This window comes from Pseudomonas sp. NPDC089401, from assembly GCF_044749485.1.
In the GTDB taxonomy this organism is placed as follows: Bacteria; Pseudomonadota; Gammaproteobacteria; order Pseudomonadales; family Pseudomonadaceae; genus Aquipseudomonas.
Genome location: NZ_JBIVIA010000001.1, coordinates 768,291 through 785,645, shown reverse-complemented (window position 1 = coordinate 785,645; position 17,355 = coordinate 768,291). Strand labels below are relative to the sequence as shown.

Here is a 17,355-nt window from a genome sequence, read left to right as displayed (position 1 = left end):
CGGGGCTTTCGAATGGTGGAGGCCGAGGTCGGAATCGAACCGGCGTAGATGGATTTGCAATCCGATCCAAGAATCTGCAACTCATGCGCCTTCAACTAGAGAATCAGCTCCAAAACGAAGTAAAATTTTCCTCGCTGCAGCCCTACTCTACAAGAGTCGCTATTTTAGCTTTGGAACCGATTTTGACCTCGATTTACCTGCTAAAATGCGATCGGTTTCCAATGGAGTTCATCGCGATGAGCCTGAAAGACCCAGCAGAACTCAACAATCAAATTCAGCAATTCAACGTTTTACAGGCTGCCGTTGTCGCCCGGGGCCAAGATCTTCTAAAGACGCTTTTGCTGCTCAGCGGTGGCGCGCTTGCTGTATGTGCAAATTTCTTTTCCGCTAAGGTTGAGCTGCCACCTTCTACGGTGGCGCCAGTCCAACTTGCATGGGCGTTCCTAACTGCTGCTATCATTCTCTTTGGAACATCCCTCACGCTTCTTCTTGGCCGCGATTATCTATTCGGCGAGATTGTCAGGCGGCAGCTAGAAGAATGGAAAAAAGGCAGACCGGACCCAGACGAGCCAGAGCTTTCTAAGAAATGGGACTATGGAATATGGGGAGCCGGCCTACTGGGTCTGCTGTGCTTTATTCTCGGCATGTCGTGTTTCACCTCTGCAGCATGGCGCTTTCTCAACGAGCAAATCCCCCTTATTGGGTGAGCACTTCTGTACGCTAAATTCCCGCACGCCCCAATACTTGCCCAAACTTGCGATTTACCAGTAGCATGTCGCCATCACCAAAGCATGGATGGAAAGATGAAGCTAATACTGAGGGGCTGGGGGCGAGAGGTTACCCAGCATCACCATTCCCTAAGGCCCGTGTCCAGCGATGAGAAGGGCTACAAAGCCCTCTCCCCCGGCCCGATATTCTGGCATGAGGCTCTCTCCGCCCATGCCAAGATTGAAAAGGCCTCCCTGTCTGGATCATTCCTGGTGGAAATGAAGTTCGAGCAGGCTGAACTTGAAAACTGGCTTACCCTGTTCGCTAAGGAGAAGCCAGCTGAAGCGCTGCGTATCATCGCCAATGCTCAAGCAGAGGCCATCATAGCGCTCCATACCTCCGAAGAACCTGCCGGCTAACGACAGGCGGCATCTGCCGCAGACAATTAATTCTCATAGCCGATCTGCTGCCTGCGCTCGACTAGTAACGCGCGTGCCTTCACCTTCAGGCTATCGGTCTTCCGCATGCCAGTAGTTGCCGAAGGCGGCACCGCAATCTTCGGCGCATGGCACGCGCAAATCACACTGGGACGAAAAATGCAGCCTAAAGACCTAAAAAGCAATCACGTGCGCGAGCACTACCAAACCGCACTAGAGAGAACGAACAACTTAGTATTTATGCATGCTATAACTGCCGCTAGCAACGACCAGAAGACTAATTTCCCAGGCGAAATACTAGGTTGGGGTAGCAAAATAAAGACATGGTATGACTACCGAATGATGTTCGGAAATGTGTACGAGCGCTTATTTCAACTCTGCGTGATCTCACTTTGCTCAGATATAGAGTTGTTTCTCAAGCAAACCTTTGAAAAATTCAATTATAAAAAAGGCGAAGGGAGAGGTTTCTATCAACGATTCAACGAAGTGATAGCGACCTTGAAAGAATCTGGCCATGACTTCTCAGAAATAGAGGAAGACTTAAAGAAAATTGATTTTGCCTTCCAAGTTCGTCATATCTGCATACACAACTACGGTATCGTTGATGAAACCTTCATTAGAAAGACAACTCTCGGGAAACTCGGTCAAAAATTTGAAATAAACCAGGAGCAATACAGAGAAATGTTTGACGCCTACGTGGTATTTCTGAAACACCTAGACCCCAAGCTCCCATAAAAATCATGCATTTTATAGCCTAATGACTGACAATCATGCAACGCTTTATATGTAGATCCATACATATTCCCAGCTATCTTTGCTCAATATAAGCTTGCGCCTAGTCTCAATTCGTAGCGTCAAACATCAGGGCGGCGCTGGCAGCTGTTTGGCCTCGGACATAAGAGCGGTATCTGTGCCGGAGTAACTGATGGTAGCGGCGAACTCGGCGCTTTCGTCGCGCAACCGCTGGCTAGCAGCAGCGGCGCCGGAGTCAGCACGCACTCTCAGTGTATAGTTCAGCTTCGACCAAAAAACGCCAGCGAGCGGCTAGTTCGATTGAGTGGTCAGCCAAATGATGAAACCTACGGATCGAAACAGCAACCCGCCCGTGGCGTCGCGAATCTCAAACGCAGAATGAGATTCTTACCGCACAGCCAGGCCTTATCAATAATTACATCGACGGCCTTCGTACTGCCGATCACATCACTATCCGCCGCAACAACCTTCAGCATGGCCCCCACTTCCTAGCGGGTCATCAACCGAAGGTGCGGCCGCACAGATGATTGCTCCGAAGACGAGACAGATTGTGCCACTAGATGCTCTGTATTCAGGCCCAGATGAAGAAAGTCGATCATAAAAAACCAGCTCGGTGCCAGGTATGCGAACAAATTCTCGCTATATGTGATTAGACTTGTGCACCATGAGACGCCCTGTTCGCCACCAGCTAGTTCTTGAGGAGACTCTTGGCTCGACTCCAATACTCCCTCTTATGCCATCGAGCTTTTCGTTGATATCCAGTCCCCAGCAAAAGCGGGTGGACTTCGTTTTGGAATCCACACACCAGATGTTTATGTCGTAACAGCTGGCCAGCAGAATGATCACATCTTCTTCGAGTGCTTCGATACTCTTCTTGGCTGCTTAGCCGGCAGCAACCACCGCATACACTGCCGCCTCCCGCCGTAAAGGAGGCGCGTCGAGCGGGATATCTAACGACACGAATCTCGGCACCTTGCGCCGCGCCCCTTGAGCCTAGAGATAGCCCAAGCGGTCAATTGTTGGAGCGAATCATGTGCAGAACCAACAAGCACCTGTCGCCGCTTTTCATCATCAATGAGCAAGGCAATCGCATCAGTTGGCCGATGCTGCGCAACCGGTGGGCAGATGCCCGCCAAGATACCTGAGTTAAGGCCGAATCGCTCAGATCCAGCTCGCGACATCCGGTCGGAGATCAACGATCTGAGCGATGCAAGCGTGCTGCTGGGCCACTCGAAAGAGGGAATCACCGAGCGCGTTTACCGCCGCGTCGGCGCCTTCGCCAAGCCCTCGAAAGGCTGAAGTTTCGGAACTCCATGCCATTTGTTTCGGAACTCTTGGCTTTTTCGACCCACAAAGAAAAACCCCGCAGACGTTAATCTGCGGGGCTTTCGAATAGTGGAGGCCGAGGTCGGAATCGAACCGGCGTAGACGGATTTGCAATCCGGAGCATAACCACTTTGCTACTCGGCCTCAAAGTTCGGAGCTAGCGGCTTTCGCCTTGCTATCCCCTTGAAACGCTGAACCTTTTTCAAAGTTTGCTGCGTTTCGATGGGCGCCATTATGTCCGCATTCCTTTCACCTTGCAACCCCCTGAACGAAAAAAAATTTCAACGGGTTCAAGGTGTTAGCGCAAGCGCCCGAGTTTACTCCACAAACCCACCAAGGTGTTCTCCACCGTGCCGCTGGCGGCCATGCCGATTCGCTCCTGCAGGCTCTTGCGCTCGGCATAGTGCAGGTGGAACAGGTTGGCGTGGCGGGCGCGGTCGCTGAGGTACTCGTCGCTGGTCTGCAGCGCATCCACCAGTTTGCGGTTCAGCGCCGCGACGCCGAGCCAGACTTCGCCGGTGGCCACTTCGTCGATGTGCAGTTGCGGGCGGTAGCGGGTGACGAAATCCTTGAACAGCTGGTGGGTGATGTCCAGGTCTTCCTGGAACTTCTCCCGGCCCTTCTCGGTGTTCTCGCCGAACACGGTCAGGGTGCGCTTGTACTCGCCGGCGGTCAGCACTTCGAAATCGATGTCGTGCTTCTTCAGCAGGCGGTTGACGTTGGGCAACTGCGCCACCACGCCGATCGAACCGAGCACGGCAAACGGCGCGCTGATGATCTTCTCGCCGATGCAGGCCATCATGTAGCCGCCGCTGGCCGCGACCTTGTCGATGCACACGGTGAGCGGGATGCCGGCCTGGCGGATGCGCGCCAGCTGCGAGGCGGCCAGGCCATAGCTGTGCACCAGGCCGCCACCGCTTTCGAGGCGCAGCACCACTTCGTCACGCGGGGTGGCGAGGGTCAGCAGCGCGGTGATTTCGTTGCGCAGGCTCTCGGTGGCCGAGGCCTTGATGTCGCCATCGAAGTCGAGCACGAACACCCGGCCCTTCTCTTCGACCTTGCCCTTCTTCAGCTGTTTTTCCGCCTTGGCCTGCTGCTTGCGCAGGGCCTTGAGCTCGGCCTTGTCGAACAGGCCGCTTTCCAGACGCTCGCGCAACTCCTTATAGAAGGTATTGAGGCGGGTGACCTGCAACTGGCCGCCGGCCTTGCGTCGGCCCTTGCCGCGCAAACCGGCGATGGCCGACAACACCACCAGGATGGCAATCACCAGGGTGGCGGTTTTAGCGAGAAAGCTTGCGTATTCTGCAAGAAACTCCACGTTGACTCCTTGATAACCTGCGCCCGATCGGCGCGTAACTGTTGCAAGCATACCGGTGCGCCCGCGCCCTCGCCAGCCGAGGTAAACGCTGGCAACACAGTTCAAACGACCTTTTCAAACGCTTGTATGTTTTTTCGTTGACAGCCCGTGTGCCGCATCCTAACCTCGCAACAACCTTCAAGCCGGACACCCTCGTGGGCAACCTCTACCTGATCCGACATGGCCAAGCCTCCTTCGGCGCCGACGACTATGACGTCCTCTCGCCCGTGGGCATTCGCCAGAGCCAGGCACTGGGCGAACACCTGGGCCAGCTCGGCCTGCATCTGGACCGCTGCGTGGCCGGCGACCTGCGCCGCCAGCAGGACACCGCGCGCCTAGCGCTCGATGCCATGCAACGCGGTGGTTGCGCGGTGCCGGCCCTTGAGACCGACGCCGCATTCAATGAGTTCGATGCCGACGGCGTGATCCGCGCCCTGCTGCCGGCCCTGCTGGAACAGGAGCCGCACGCCCGCGACATCCTGCGCAACGGCGCGCAGAACCGCAGCGAATTCCAGCGCCTGTTCGCCCTGATGGTGCAGCGTTGGCACGCCGGCGAGCATGCCGATGACGGCCTGGAGACCTGGCAGGCGTTCACCGCGCGGGTCGAGGCCGGCCTGCAGCGCTTGCTCGACAGCGCCGGCAGCGGCGGCAACATCGCCGTGTTCACCTCCGGCGGCACCATTGCCGCCCTGCTCCACCTGGTCACCCGTATCACCCCCAGCCAGGCCTTTGCGCTGAACTGGCAGATCATCAACACGTCGCTCAGCCAACTGAAGTTCCGCGGCCGCGACGTGGCACTGGCTTCCTTCAACAGCCAAGCCCATGTGCAGCTGTTGAGGGCGCCGGAGCTCATCACCTACCGTTGAGCCCGGCCCGTTGTGTCCCTGCGGGGACGTGAATACCACTCTATAAGGAATGCACCATGACCTCCGTAGCTGATGCCGTGAAAAAGATGCAAGAGAAGTTCAACCCGTCCGCTGCCGCTGGCCTGGACCTGGTGTTCGGTTTCAACATCACCGACGAAGGCAAGCAATACGCCCTGATCGTCAAGGACGGCACCTGCGACCTGCAGGAAGGCGAAAACCCGGATGCCAACTGCACCCTGGTGATGGACAGCGAAACCCTCAAGGGTATCGTCAGCGGTGAGACCGACGGCATGCAGGCGTTCATGGGCGGCAAGCTGCGCGTCGAAGGCGACATGATGCTGTCGATGAAACTCAGCGAGCTGTTCCCCTCCTGAGTGGCGGGCACCACGCATGACGAAAGAACCGAAGCCTGACGGCTTCGGTTTTTTTTTGCCCGGCATTCGGAGCGGTGATCGCCCGGCAACACCCTTGCCTATATGGCCCCTGGCACGCTTGTTCCAGCGTCGGCAGGCCATTAGATTAGCCAATAGTCCTTGCGCCAGAACATAAGGAAAACGCATGACGCTCACCGACCAGTCCACCCAGGTACGCCCCGGCGAAGAACTCGACGCGGCCGTCATCGATCCTTACCTCAAGGCCAACATCGCCGGCCTCGACGGCACGCCACGGATCAGCCAGTTTCCCGGTGGTGCGTCGAACCTCACCTACCTGGTCAGCTACCCGGGCCGCGACTTCGTGCTGCGCCGCCCGCCGTTCGGCCAGAAGGCCAAGTCGGCCCATGACATGGGCCGCGAGTTCCGCATCCTCAACCAGCTCAACAAGGGTTTCCCGTACTGCCCCAAGGCCTACGCGCACTGCACCGACGCGGCGCTGATCGGTGGTGAGTTCTACGTGATGGAGCGGGTCGAGGGCATCATCCTGCGCTCGGACATCCCGGCCGAGCTGGGCCTGGATGCCGGGCGCAGCGAAGCCCTGTGCAAGAGTTTCATCGACCGCCTGGTGGAGCTGCACCAGGTCGACTACGACGCCTGCGGCCTGGCCGACCTGGGCAAGCCGGAAGGCTACGTGCAGCGCCAGATCGAAGGCTGGACCAGCCGTTATGAAAAAGCCTTGACCCCCGACGCCCCGCGCTGGGAAAAGGTCATTGCCTGGCTGCGCGAGAAGATGCCCGCCGACCATCCACGCCCGGGCATCATCCACAACGACTACCGCTTCGACAACGTGATCCTCGACGCCGACAACCCCATGCGCATCATCGGCGTGCTGGACTGGGAGATGGCCACCATCGGCGACCCGCTGATGGACCTGGGCAACAGCCTGGCCTACTGGATCGAAGCCAGCGACCCGGCGCCTGTGCAACTGATGCGCCGCCAGCCCAGCAATGCTCCGGGAATGCTCACCCGCCGCCAGTTCGTCGACTACTACGCCGAGCGCGCCGGCATCCGCCTGGACAACTTCGACTACTACTACTGCTACGGCCTGTTCCGCCTGGCCGGCATCGTCCAGCAGATCTACTACCGCTTCTACCACGGCCAGACCCAGGACAAACGCTTCGCCCAGTTCATTCACATGAACCGGCTGCTGGAGCAGATGAGCCTGCAGGTCATCGGCAAGTCCCCGCTCTGATGCCAGACAACAAGGAAAACAGCATGTCCAAGACCCACCTGTTCGACCTCGATGGCAAGATCGCTTTCGTCTCCGGCGCCAGCCGCGGCATCGGCGAAGCCATCGCCCACCTGCTGGCCCAGCAGGGGGCCCACGTGATCGTCTCCAGCCGCAAGCTCGAGGGCTGCCAGCAGGTGGCCGAGGCGATCATCGCCGCCGGCGGCAAGGCCACTGCGGTGGCCTGCCACATCGGTGAAATGGAGCAGATCCAGCAGGTGTTCGCCGGCATCCGCGAGCAGTTCGGGCGCCTCGACGTGCTGGTCAACAACGCCGCCACCAACCCGCAGTTCTGCAATGTGCTGGACACCGACCCGAACGCGTTCCAGAAGACCGTCGATGTCAACATTCGCGGCTATTTCTTCATGTCGGTGGAAGCCGGCAAGCTGATGCGCGAGCACGGTGGCGGCAGCATCATCAACGTGGCGTCGATCAACGGCGTCTCGCCCGGGCACTTCCAGGGCATCTACTCGGTGACCAAGGCGGCGGTGATCAACATGACCAAGGTGTTCGCCAAGGAATGCGCGCAGTTCGGCATCCGCTGCAATGCCCTGCTGCCAGGCCTGACCGACACCAAGTTCGCCTCGGCGCTGGTGAAGAACGACGCCATTCTCAACACCGCGCTGCAGCAGATCCCGCTCAAGCGCGTGGCTGATCCGAAGGAAATGGCGGGTGCGGTGCTGTACCTGGCCAGCGACGCGTCCAGCTATACCACTGGCACCGCGCTCAATGTCGATGGCGGTTTCCTGTCTTGATCAGGGCCTGAGGGCTCGACGCCTCGAAGATCCCGCTCCCACAAGGCCTGCACCGCCTTCGGGTTTGCCCCGTAGGAGCGAGCGTTGCTCGCGATGGGCTGCAACGCAGCCCCGGCAATCTTGGCTGCGAAGCTGAGAACCTGGGGCCGCTGCGCGCCCCCATCGCGAGCAACGCTCGCTCCTACCTGGCATGGTGTGCCTGCGGGAGCGCCCGCTACAGGCAGGTCGCCGCCGCCGCCCGCCGCTGCAGGGCCACGCCGTCATTCTTCTGCGCGTAGTAATCCACCCGCGTACCGCCCGCCTGGGGGTACACATCGACGAACGACTCCGCCTCGCGGGTATACACCGTCAGCCCACCCTGCTTGCGCGGCTCCAGGTAACCACTGGCGTCGTCGCCGAACACATCCTCCTTCTGCCAGCTGAACTGGATGCACTGCGCCACCCGCTCCGGCGCCTTGCGCGAATCGAGCTGGGCCGTCGGCTTGCCGCCACGCGCCGTCTCCATGGCTGCGCTCGCGCAACCAACCAACACCAGCGCCGCAGCCATCGGCAGAATTGCTCGCATGTTCCATCCTCGGGGCAAAAAAAGAAGGCGACTCTAGCACTGGCAGGCATCACCCGTGAATGGCCGGCAAGCAACCGTGCCCAGGCGCCATGCCATTCATCGCTGGTCAAACAATTTTTGCCCGTCGAGGAAACCAAATGGATCGATCCCAGTCTCAGGAAGTGTCCCGTAAACCTATGCGGATCAAGGACCTATATCGTGATGACGCGCTTTGCAAGCCTTTCGCTTATCGCCACCGTGCTGCTGCTCTCGGGCTGCTATCACCATCATTACCGCGATGACGACCGTGGCTGGCGTGATGATGACCGTGGCCATCGACACCACCACCGGCATGATCGCGACGACGACCGCCAATGGCGCGGTGACCGGTACGATCGCTGAAGCGTCTTTGCAACCCTGACCCGCCGCCCAACTGTGCGGCACCCTAACCTGACGATTCTTCTGAGGCTCAAATCATGCGTCTGACTCTACCTTCCCTCGCCCTTGGCCTGCTGCTGTGCCAAGGCGCTTTCGCCGGTGACGGCACTGCCGCCATTGGCGGTGGCCTGGGTGGTGTGCTGGGCAACGTTGTCGGCCAGCAACTGGGCGGCCGCACCGGCGCGGCCATTGGTGCCGGCGTCGGCGGCGCAGCCGGTAGCGCCGTAGGTGCGCGCAAGGGCAACCGCACCGAAGCCGCCATCGGCGGTGGCCTGGGCTCAGCCGGTGGTTCGCTGCTCGGCGGTGCCGTCGGCGGCAAGACCGGCTCGACCGTTGGCGCAGGCCTGGGCGGCGCCGCCGGCGGTGCCCTCGGCAACCACCTGGGTGACAACGATCGCAGCAGCAAGAAGCACCGCCACCATCGTCGCCACTGAGTGATCGAAGGGCCGCCTGCGCGGCCCTTTTCATGTACGCCATCCGCACAAACCCTGCAACACATCAACACCCCCTTCATCGCCAGCTGCCAGACTGACTGCTACTGTCTTTCGTGCCCCTCGAGTGAAGGAACACCCCTCCCCCATGAACCAGGAACTGCTCTGGGTCCTCGGCCTGCTGGCTGTCGTCGTCGTCCTCTTCGTCATCAACCGCCCACGCATGGACGTGGTCGCGCTGCTGGTGATCCTCGCCCTGCCGCTGTCGGGCATTCTCACCGTGGAGCAGGCCCTGGCCGGTTTCAGCGACCCCAATGTGGTGCTGATCGCCGCACTGTTCGTGATCGGCGAAGGCCTGGTGCGCACCGGCATCGCCTACCGCATCGGCGAGTGGATGAGCGACAAGGCCGGCAACAGCGAGGCCCGCCTGCTGGTGTTGCTGATGGTGTCGGTGGCTGGGCTGGGCTCGGTGATGAGTTCCACCGGCGTGGTGGCGATCTTCATCCCGGTGGTGCTGAGCATCGCCGCACGCCTGAAGCTGTCACCCAGCCGCCTGATGATGCCGCTGAGCTTCGCCGGCCTGATCAGCGGCATGCTCAGCCTGGTGGCCACGCCGCCCAACGTGGTGGTGCACAGCGAGCTGGTTCGTCACGGCAGTGCCGGCTTCAGCTTCTTCAGCTTCACCCCGTTCGGCCTGGTGGTGCTGGTGCTGGGCATCGGCTACATGCTGCTGGCTCGCCACTGGCTCAACGGCGAGGTACGCAAGGACGGCCGGGTGGAGAGCCGCCGCACCCTGCTCGACCTGGTGCTGGACTACAAGCTCAATGGCCGTGAACGGCGCCTGCGCATCCGCCCGCACTCACCGCTGATCGGCCACACCCTCGGCGAACTGGAACTGCGTACCCGGCACGGCGCCAACGTGATCGGCATCGAGCGCCAGCACAAGTTCACCACCCGGGTGATCAGCGCCGACTCCAGCACCGTGCTGCACCAGGGCGACGTGCTGCTGCTCGACCTGTTCGCCAACCGCGACGACCTGCGCAGCCTGTGCCAGACCATGCAGCTGGAACCGCTGCACTTCAAGGCCGCCTACTTCATCGACCAGTCCCAGGAACTGGGCATGGCCGAGGTGTCGCTGCCTCCGGGCTCGCAACTGATCGGCAAGAGCATCCTCGAACTGACCTTCCGCAGCCGCTACGACCTCAACGTGGTGGGCCTGCGCCGTGACCAGGCGGCGATCGACGAACAACTGGTGGAAGAAAAACTGCGCCAGGGCGACACCCTGCTGGTGGTCGGCCCCTGGAAGGCCGTGCGCCAGCTGCAAAGCCAGCCCAGGGACTTCCTGGTGCTGAGCCTGCCTGCCGAGATCGACCAGGTCGCCCCGGCCCGCGCCCGTGCGCCCCAGGCCTTGTTGAGCCTGGCGGTCATGGTGGGCTTGATGGTCAGCGGCGCGGTGCCCAACGTCATCGCCGCGCTGATCGGCTGCCTGCTGATGGGCGCCGGGCGCTGTATCGACATGAACAGCGCCTACCGCGCCATCCACTGGCAAAGCCTGGTGCTGATCGTCGGCATGCTGCCGTTCGCCCAGGCCTTGCAGCAGACCGGCGGCATCGACCTGGCAGTCGGCGGGCTGGTCGGCCTGCTGGGCGGCGCCGGGCCAATGGCCATGCTGGCCTGCCTGTTCGCGGTCACCGCGGTGATCGGCCTGTTCATCTCCAACACGGCCACGGCGGTGCTGATGGCGCCGGTGGCGATCAGCACCGCCACGCAACTGGGGCTGTCGCCCTACCCGTTCGCCATGACCGTGGCCCTTGCTGCGTCGGCGGCCTTCATGACACCGGTCTCGTCGCCGGTGAACACCCTGGTGCTTGGCCCTGGCCAGTACCGCTTCGGCGATTTCGTCAAGGTCGGGGTGCCCTTCACCTTGCTGGTCATGCTGGTGACGGTACTGATGGTGCCCTGGTTCTTCGGCCTGTAGGGCAGCCAGCAAAGAATTGCGGCTATTGGCCATTATTGTGCGCGATCGCGGCAGATTGACATCAAGTAGCCTGTGGAAACACACTGACACGCAATACCCCAGGTGCCTACAGCCGTTGTCCTGGATTTCGTCTCCGCTTGTCGGTCGAGCCTATGGTTTTTCCAGCACAATTGCGCCTGTTGCCTTATGCCTCGCTGTTCGGCCTGGCCTTTGCCCTGACCCTGGGCGGGATCCTGGCCCGGCCGATCGAATCGCTGTCGCTGTTCTGGCCGGTCAACGCGGTGCTGGCCGGCGTGCTGCTGCGCTACCCGCGCCAGGCCAACCTGGCGGGCTTTGCCCTGGTCTGGCTGGCGATGGTCGCGGCCGACCTGGCCTGCGGCAGTGCCTGGAGCCCGGCCCTGTGGCTCAACCTGTGCAACCTCAGCGTGGTGGTGACGGTGTGGCTGCTGCTCTCGCGCCTGCCCCGCGTGCACCGGCGCATGCGCACCCCGCGGGGTGTGCTCAGCGTGTTCGCGGCCTGCGCCGCGAGCGCCGTGGTAGCGGCCAGCCTGGCCTGCGTGATGGCGGCGCCGTGGTTCCAGCAATCGCTGCAGGCGACCTGGCTGGCCTGGTTCAGCGAGCAGTTCTCGACCAGCGTGCTGGTGCTGCCGGTGCTGCTCACCGCCCCCTCGGCGCGCGCCCTGGTACGCAGCGGCGCCCAGGCGATACGCTTGGCCCCCCTCGGCGTGCTGCTGGCTTCGCTGGTGGTCAGCATCCTCTTCGGCGGGCCAGGGGCGATCGCCTTCCCGATCGCAGCGCTGCTGTGGTGCGCCTGGACCTACTCGCCGTTCCTGGTTTCGCTGCTGACCTTCAGCGCCGGCAGCACGCTGATCGTCGCCGTGGCGCAAAACCTCATGCACTTCAGCGTGCCGCAGAGCGTACCCGGGGTCACCACGCTGATGTCGGCGCGCCTGGGCATTGCCATGCTGGTGCTCGGCCCGCTGGTGGTGGCCTGTGTCAGCCAGGCCAACCGCAGCCTGCTGGCCCGCCTGGCGCACCAGGCGACCACCGATCATTTGACCGGCGTACTGACCCGCAGCGCCTTCACCCGCCGCGCCACCGCCCTGCTCGACAGCCGTCAGCAGCACGCCCAGGCGCTGCCTTTGACCTTGATGATGCTCGACATCGACCACTTCAAGTCGATCAACGACCAGCATGGCCATGCCGTCGGCGACCAGGTGCTGCGCCACTTCGCCCGCACCCTGCAAGACCAGTTGCACGACGGTGAACTGCTGGCACGCCTGGGGGGTGAAGAATTCGTGGTGATGCTCCCGGGCCTGGCCCCGGAGCGCGCCTCGTTCAGTGCCGAACGCCTGCGCCGTGCCGTGCAGGACCTGCACGTGGCCCAAGGCGATGCACGCCTGCAGATCACCGTCAGCATCGGCCTCGACGGCTGCTCGGAAAACCAGCAGGCGCCGAGCCTGGACGAACTGCTGGCGCGTGCCGACCAAGCCCTCTACCGCGCCAAGGCCCACGGCCGCAACCGTGTCGAACAGGCCGAGCCGCAGCGCCAGCACGGCTGACTCAACCCACCAGCAGGTCCCAGGACAACTTGGCGATCAGCACGCACAGCAACACCAGGAACAACCCACGCACGAAGCCCGCCCCCTTGCGCACCGCCAGCCAGGTACCGGTCAGCGCGCCGAGGATGTTGCACGCCGCCATCGGCAGGGCGATGGCATACAGCACGTTGCCCGACGGCACGAAGAACACCAGCGCCGCCAGGTTGGTGGCGATGTTGACGACCTTGGCCGAGGCCGAGGCGTGCAGGAAGTCCAGGGCGAAGAAGCGGATGAACAGGAAGATCAGGAAGCTGCCGGTACCCGGCCCGAAAAGGCCGTCGTAGAAACCGATGGCACCCCCGATCAGCACCGCCAGGCACTGCTCCTTGCGGCCGATCTGCGTCGGCTTGTGCAGCGTGCCGAAGTCCTTCTTGCAGAAGGTGTAGATCGCCATCAGCACGATCAGCACCAGCACCGCCGGGCGCATCACGCTGGGCGGCACCAGCGACACCGTGGCCGCGCCGGCGAAGGACATGACGAACGCACTGAGCGCCGCCGGCACGATCAGGCCCCAGTCGAGGGTCACCTTGCGAATGAACGAGCGCGCTGCGAAAGCCGTGCCGCACACCGACGCCAGCTTGTTGCTGCCCAGCAGCGACGCCGGTTGCGCGGTGGGCAACACATTGAACAGCGCCGGGATCTGGATCAGCCCGCCACCTCCCACGGCAGCGTCGATCAGGCCGGCGGCGAAGGCAAACAGGGAAAGTACGGCGATATCCATCATGGGCGCGGTTCCAGGCAGTGAAAGCAGACAGCAAGGCTAATCAAAGCGGCGCGCTTGTGTTGAAATGCCATATTGCGAAAACTGCAATCAGCACTGCGAACAGGAGCCCTTCCATGGCATTGGACATGCTGCGTGATATCCAGGCCTTCGTCAGCGTCGCGCACAAGCGCAGCTTCGTTGCCGCCGCTCGCGCCCTCGGCCGCTCGCCCAGCGCGGTGACGCGTGCGGTACAAACCCTGGAAGACAACAGCGGCTGCAAGCTGCTCAACCGCAACGCCAATGCGGTCAGCCTCACCGAAGCCGGCGAACGCCTGCTGCCCCATGCCGAACGCTTGCTGGATGTGCAACGCGATGCCGCCGACGAACTGGCCGCACTCAGCGGCAGCGCCCAGGGCTGGGTGCGCTTTGCCGTGCCGCAGCTGCTTGGCGAACATGTACTCCCCGCTGTGCTGGCAGCCTTCACCCAGCGTCACCCGCAAGTCACTCTGGACGTGCAATACAGCGACGAGGCCGTCGACCCGCTGCTGGGCAAGTTCGATTTCGTCGTGCGCGGCGCCTTCCCGCAATCGAGCGAGCTGATCGGCTACCCACTATGGCGCTACCGTCGCCATCTGTATGCCAGCCCGGCCTACCTGGCCCACGCCGGCACCCCGCAGCACCCCGAAGAGCTGGACCAGCATGCGCTGATCCTGCACACCGCCCCACGCATCCTCAAGGCGTGGCACTTCAGCCGCGACGGGCAGATCACCAGCCTGCGCCCGGACCCGCGCCTGCGCCTGGGTTCGGGGGGTGCGGTGTACCACAGCACGCTGGCCGGCGCCGGCATCGCACGCCTGGCAGATTGGGTCGGGGAAGCCCAGGTCAAGGCCGGGCGCCTGGTGCGGGTGTGCGCCGACTACCGCCTGACCTCGAGCACCGGCCAGGACCCGCAGATGCATGCGCTGTACCCCACCGGCGAGCTGCCGGCGCGGGTTCGCGAGCTGCTGCTGGCGTTGCGCCAGGCGGGTGAATCCGCCTTCCAAGTGCCTCGCTGAGCGCTGCTCAAATTCTGCTCAATCTAACAGAGGCCGCCGCCCGCTTGGCTTACAGAACGTTATCCACAGACCTACCCACGTTTTTTGTGGACAGATTTCCCCGCATAAAGAAGGACTTATCGCACCCGTAGCAGCGCCGCATTGGCCGCCTTGACCAGCTCGATCCATTCCAGCGCGCTGATCACGCCCGACTGCTCCAACGCCTCGGCGCTGCGCAGTGCCTGGTCATATTGCTCTTCTTCGAGGCTATCCGCGCTGAGAAAACGGCTACGCCACTCCAGCATGGCTGAAGTGGCCTTCTTGCATTCCATCTATGTTCTGACTCCAAGGCAAATGAGCAGGTCGCTATACGACCCATTATGACGCGGTCGCAGACTACACGAGCACTTTGCACTTGAGAATGGCTTGCAACGACCGCTAGTCCAACGGTGCAAGGGAGGACGCGCTGCCAGAGCCCGGCAGGCAGGGGCCCGTCTGGCGAAATAGACGGGCCGCAGGGCGAATCGATGCTCAGCTCGGCGGAATGGTGCCAAGCAGGCCAATCAGCAGGGTCAACAGCAGAAAGCCACCCAGAAACAGCGCGAGCTTGCCCATCGGAACCTCTTTCAGTGTGATATCGGACAGACACATTGTGGCCGCTGGGCTGATACGGTTACAGATGCAGGTTGGCGAGAAAAAAGCAGATCAGATGCGTTTTGGCTGCCCGAGGGCGTGCAGTCACCGTTGCTGAGCAACCTGGCGCTCGACGCACCCAGTAATTGCAACAGAAGTTTTCAATGCGCAGTGAAACTGCGCCTGCAGATACCCTGCCCCACCCAATCCATTCAATTACCGAGAAACCCAGCAGATCCGGGATCTGCTGGGCTGTTTGCATTACATGAATGGAAACATTCGCCCCACGCATTTGTAGGAAGCTTTACCTCGCACTGTAGGGTAAAGAATCGTTGCAACCATTTCCTGTATGAAATCGCAGTATTGCTGGGGATTTTGAACTGCTACGGTCCATTTTTCTTACAACGGCAAGGAGGCCCTTACACAATGAGAAACCAATGGACGACTTCAATACCTCTGGCCTGGCGCTGCAAAAGAACCTGTTGAACCTGCGCCGCGAGCGCGATCAGTTGAAGGCGCAAGGCAAGGCCGAGGATGCCGCGCGGCTGGACAGCAAGATCAAACGGATCGAGGCGATGGTGGCGGGTTTACCGGAGGGGATGAAGGTGCCTACGTTGCAGTAGTTTTGCGCCGAACGCTGGTCATGCCGTCGGCTAACTGAAACATGCCCTGGCTTATCCTGAAGCGGCCGCACGCCGTCCGGCCCGTGCGCCCGCGCTCAGGAGTGCTCCATGAAAATCACAGTGTTTGGCAGCGGCTATGTCGGCCTGGTGCAAGCTGCGGTACTGGCCGAGGTCGGCCACGATGTGGTCTGCATGGACGTCGACCAGGACAAGGTCGAACTGTTGCGCCAGGGCCACGTCAGCATCTTCGAGCCAGGCCTGTCGAGCCTGGTGCGCGAAGGCATGGACGGTGGCCGCCTGCACTTCACGGCCGATGAGAAACACGCCGTCGAACACGGCCGCGTCGCCTTCATCGCCGTCGGCACGCCGTCCTGCGCGGATGGCTCGGCCGACCTCAGGTCGGTGATGGCGGTGGGCGAAGCGGTGGCCCGGCATCGCCAGCAGCCGCTGATCCTCGCGGAGAAATCCACCGTGCCGGTCGGCACCGGCGATCAGCTGCGCGCCCACATCGACGCTTGCCTGGCTGGCCGCGCGCTGCGCATCGATATCGTCTCCAACCCGGAATTCCTCAAGGAAGGCTCGGCCGTCGCCGACTGCCGCCGCCCGGATCGCATCGTCATCGGCTGCGATGGCGAAGACGTGCGCGACGTGATGCGCGACCTTTACGCACCGTTCAACCGCAACCACGACCGCATCATGTTCATGGACCTGCGCAGCGCCGAGCTGACCAAGTACGCCGCCAACGGCATGCTCGCCACCAAGATCAGCTTCATCAACCAGATCGCCGAGCTGGCCGAACACCTGGGCGCCGACATCGAGTCGGTACGCCAGGGCATCGGCGCCGACACTCGCATCGGCTACCACTTCATCTACCCCGGCTGCGGCTACGGCGGCTCGTGCTTCCCCAAGGACATGCGCGCGCTGATCCACAGCGCCGAGCAGGCGCAATGCTCCAGCGACCTGCTCAAGGCGGTCGAGGCGATCAACGAGCGCCAGAAAAACAAGCTGTTCGACCGCATCAAGGCCTTCTACAGCGGCCACCTGCGCGGACGGACCTTCGCCGTCTGGGGCCTGGCCTTCAAGCCCAACACCGACGACATGCGCGACGCGCCAAGCCGCGTGCTGCTCGAAGCCCTGTGGGGCGCCGGCGCCAACGTGCGCGCCTTCGACCCGGAGGCGATGCAGGAAACCCAGCGCCTGTACCCGGACGAGAAGAAGCTGATGCTGATGGGCACCCCGGAGTCGGTGCTGGCTGGCGCCGACGCGCTGATCATCTGCACTGAATGGCAGCAGTTCAAGGCCCCGGACTTCGACCTGATCCAGCAACGCCTGAAGGCCCCGGTGATCTTCGACGGGCGCAACCTGTACGACGCCGAGCGCCTGGCGCGCAAAGGCTTCAAGTACTTCCCGATCGGCCGCGGCGACTCCTGCCAGCTCCCCGTCGCGCCTCAGCAGCCGCGTCGCCGCCCGAAAGCGGCGTGATGCCCCTGGGCTTGCCTGCCGGGT

General features: G+C 62.1%; 20 protein-coding genes and 1 tRNA gene. 15 read left to right on the top strand and 6 right to left on the bottom strand.

Features of this window, described 5'->3' with window-relative positions:
• The first annotated feature begins 83 nt into the window (after positions 1–83).
• The 3 genes from ACIP21_RS03605 (at position 84) to ACIP21_RS03595 (ending at position 1,880) form a co-directional block, all read left to right on the top strand.
• Complete coding sequence (locus tag ACIP21_RS03605; RefSeq protein ID WP_400684038.1) at positions 84–707, top strand: hypothetical protein; 624 nt, start codon at positions 84–86, stop codon at positions 705–707.
• A 96-nt stretch (positions 708–803) separates the two neighbouring features.
• Entirely contained in the window at positions 804–1,127 is a 324-nt protein-coding gene (locus tag ACIP21_RS03600) for a hypothetical protein (RefSeq protein ID WP_400684036.1), read from the top strand.
• Positions 1,128–1,232: 105 nt separating this feature from the next.
• Complete coding sequence (locus tag ACIP21_RS03595; RefSeq protein ID WP_400684034.1) at positions 1,233–1,880, top strand: hypothetical protein; 648 nt, start codon at positions 1,233–1,235, stop codon at positions 1,878–1,880.
• Positions 1,881–2,224: 344 nt separating this feature from the next.
• Here the strand turns inward: ACIP21_RS03595 and ACIP21_RS03590 are convergent, their stop codons facing one another.
• Positions 2,225–2,374 (bottom strand): hypothetical protein, encoded by a 150-nt coding sequence (locus ACIP21_RS03590; RefSeq protein WP_400684032.1) that lies wholly within the window; start codon positions 2,372–2,374, stop codon positions 2,225–2,227.
• A 649-nt stretch (positions 2,375–3,023) separates the two neighbouring features.
• Between ACIP21_RS03590 and ACIP21_RS03585 the strand changes: the two genes are divergently transcribed.
• Entirely contained in the window at positions 3,024–3,197 is a 174-nt protein-coding gene (locus ACIP21_RS03585; RefSeq protein ID WP_400684030.1) for a hypothetical protein, read from the top strand.
• A 97-nt stretch (positions 3,198–3,294) separates the two neighbouring features.
• On the opposite strand, the gene ACIP21_RS03580 is transcribed toward ACIP21_RS03585, so the two are convergent.
• Both ACIP21_RS03580 and sohB read right to left on the bottom strand, forming a co-directional pair.
• Positions 3,295–3,368 (bottom strand) — tRNA-Cys (locus ACIP21_RS03580).
• A gap of 154 nt (positions 3,369–3,522) precedes the next feature.
• The gene (sohB, locus tag ACIP21_RS03575; RefSeq protein ID WP_400684027.1) at positions 3,523–4,542 is read right to left on the bottom strand and encodes a protease SohB; all 1,020 of its coding nucleotides are present in this window, start codon (positions 4,540–4,542) and stop codon (positions 3,523–3,525) included.
• A 194-nt stretch (positions 4,543–4,736) separates the two neighbouring features.
• Here sohB and ACIP21_RS03570 point away from each other — a divergent pair, with 194 nt between their 5' ends.
• The 4 genes from ACIP21_RS03570 (at position 4,737) to ACIP21_RS03555 (ending at position 7,864) form a co-directional block, all read left to right on the top strand.
• On the top strand, positions 4,737–5,447 hold the full coding sequence (locus ACIP21_RS03570; RefSeq protein WP_400684025.1) for a histidine phosphatase family protein: 711 nt from the start codon (positions 4,737–4,739) through the stop codon (positions 5,445–5,447).
• Between the two features lie 56 nt (positions 5,448–5,503).
• The gene (locus tag ACIP21_RS03565; RefSeq protein ID WP_016487959.1) at positions 5,504–5,821 is read left to right on the top strand and encodes an SCP2 sterol-binding domain-containing protein; all 318 of its coding nucleotides are present in this window, start codon (positions 5,504–5,506) and stop codon (positions 5,819–5,821) included.
• Positions 5,822–6,005: 184 nt separating this feature from the next.
• Positions 6,006–7,073, top strand: a complete 1,068-nt coding sequence (locus tag ACIP21_RS03560) for a phosphotransferase family protein (RefSeq protein ID WP_400684023.1) — start codon at positions 6,006–6,008, stop codon at positions 7,071–7,073.
• 23 nt (positions 7,074–7,096) lie between these two features.
• Positions 7,097–7,864: an SDR family oxidoreductase gene (locus tag ACIP21_RS03555; RefSeq protein ID WP_400684020.1), complete on the top strand. Its 768-nt coding sequence runs from the start codon at positions 7,097–7,099 to the stop codon at positions 7,862–7,864.
• 214 nt (positions 7,865–8,078) lie between these two features.
• On the opposite strand, the gene ACIP21_RS03550 is transcribed toward ACIP21_RS03555, so the two are convergent.
• Positions 8,079–8,429 (bottom strand): hypothetical protein, encoded by a 351-nt coding sequence (locus ACIP21_RS03550; RefSeq protein ID WP_400684018.1) that lies wholly within the window; start codon positions 8,427–8,429, stop codon positions 8,079–8,081.
• 201 nt (positions 8,430–8,630) lie between these two features.
• Here ACIP21_RS03550 and ACIP21_RS03545 point away from each other — a divergent pair, with 201 nt between their 5' ends.
• The 4 genes from ACIP21_RS03545 (at position 8,631) to ACIP21_RS03530 (ending at position 12,817) form a co-directional block, all read left to right on the top strand.
• On the top strand, positions 8,631–8,810 hold the full coding sequence (locus ACIP21_RS03545; RefSeq protein ID WP_400684015.1) for a hypothetical protein: 180 nt from the start codon (positions 8,631–8,633) through the stop codon (positions 8,808–8,810).
• 74 nt (positions 8,811–8,884) lie between these two features.
• Positions 8,885–9,280, top strand: coding sequence for a glycine zipper domain-containing protein (locus ACIP21_RS03540; RefSeq protein ID WP_400684013.1), 396 nt, complete (start codon positions 8,885–8,887; stop codon positions 9,278–9,280).
• 145 nt (positions 9,281–9,425) lie between these two features.
• Entirely contained in the window at positions 9,426–11,255 is a 1,830-nt protein-coding gene (locus ACIP21_RS03535; RefSeq protein ID WP_400684011.1) for an SLC13 family permease, read from the top strand.
• A gap of 137 nt (positions 11,256–11,392) precedes the next feature.
• Positions 11,393–12,817, top strand: coding sequence for a diguanylate cyclase (locus ACIP21_RS03530; RefSeq protein ID WP_400684009.1), 1,425 nt, complete (start codon positions 11,393–11,395; stop codon positions 12,815–12,817).
• A 1-nt stretch (position 12,818) separates the two neighbouring features.
• Here ACIP21_RS03530 and ACIP21_RS03525 read toward each other — a convergent pair whose 3' ends face one another.
• Positions 12,819–13,580, bottom strand: coding sequence for a sulfite exporter TauE/SafE family protein (locus ACIP21_RS03525; RefSeq protein WP_400684007.1), 762 nt, complete (start codon positions 13,578–13,580; stop codon positions 12,819–12,821).
• Positions 13,581–13,693: 113 nt separating this feature from the next.
• Between ACIP21_RS03525 and ACIP21_RS03520 the strand changes: the two genes are divergently transcribed.
• Entirely contained in the window at positions 13,694–14,614 is a 921-nt protein-coding gene (locus tag ACIP21_RS03520) for a LysR substrate-binding domain-containing protein (RefSeq protein WP_400684005.1), read from the top strand.
• Between the two features lie 116 nt (positions 14,615–14,730).
• Here ACIP21_RS03520 and ACIP21_RS03515 read toward each other — a convergent pair whose 3' ends face one another.
• Positions 14,731–14,925, bottom strand: coding sequence for a hypothetical protein (locus tag ACIP21_RS03515; RefSeq protein ID WP_400684003.1), 195 nt, complete (start codon positions 14,923–14,925; stop codon positions 14,731–14,733).
• Between the two features lie 738 nt (positions 14,926–15,663).
• Here ACIP21_RS03515 and ACIP21_RS03510 point away from each other — a divergent pair.
• Entirely contained in the window at positions 15,664–15,849 is a 186-nt protein-coding gene (locus ACIP21_RS03510) for a hypothetical protein (RefSeq protein WP_400684001.1), read from the top strand.
• A gap of 108 nt (positions 15,850–15,957) precedes the next feature.
• Positions 15,958–17,331, top strand: coding sequence for a UDP-glucose dehydrogenase family protein (locus tag ACIP21_RS03505; protein ID WP_400683999.1), 1,374 nt, complete (start codon positions 15,958–15,960; stop codon positions 17,329–17,331).
• Positions 17,332–17,355 lie beyond the last annotated feature (24 nt).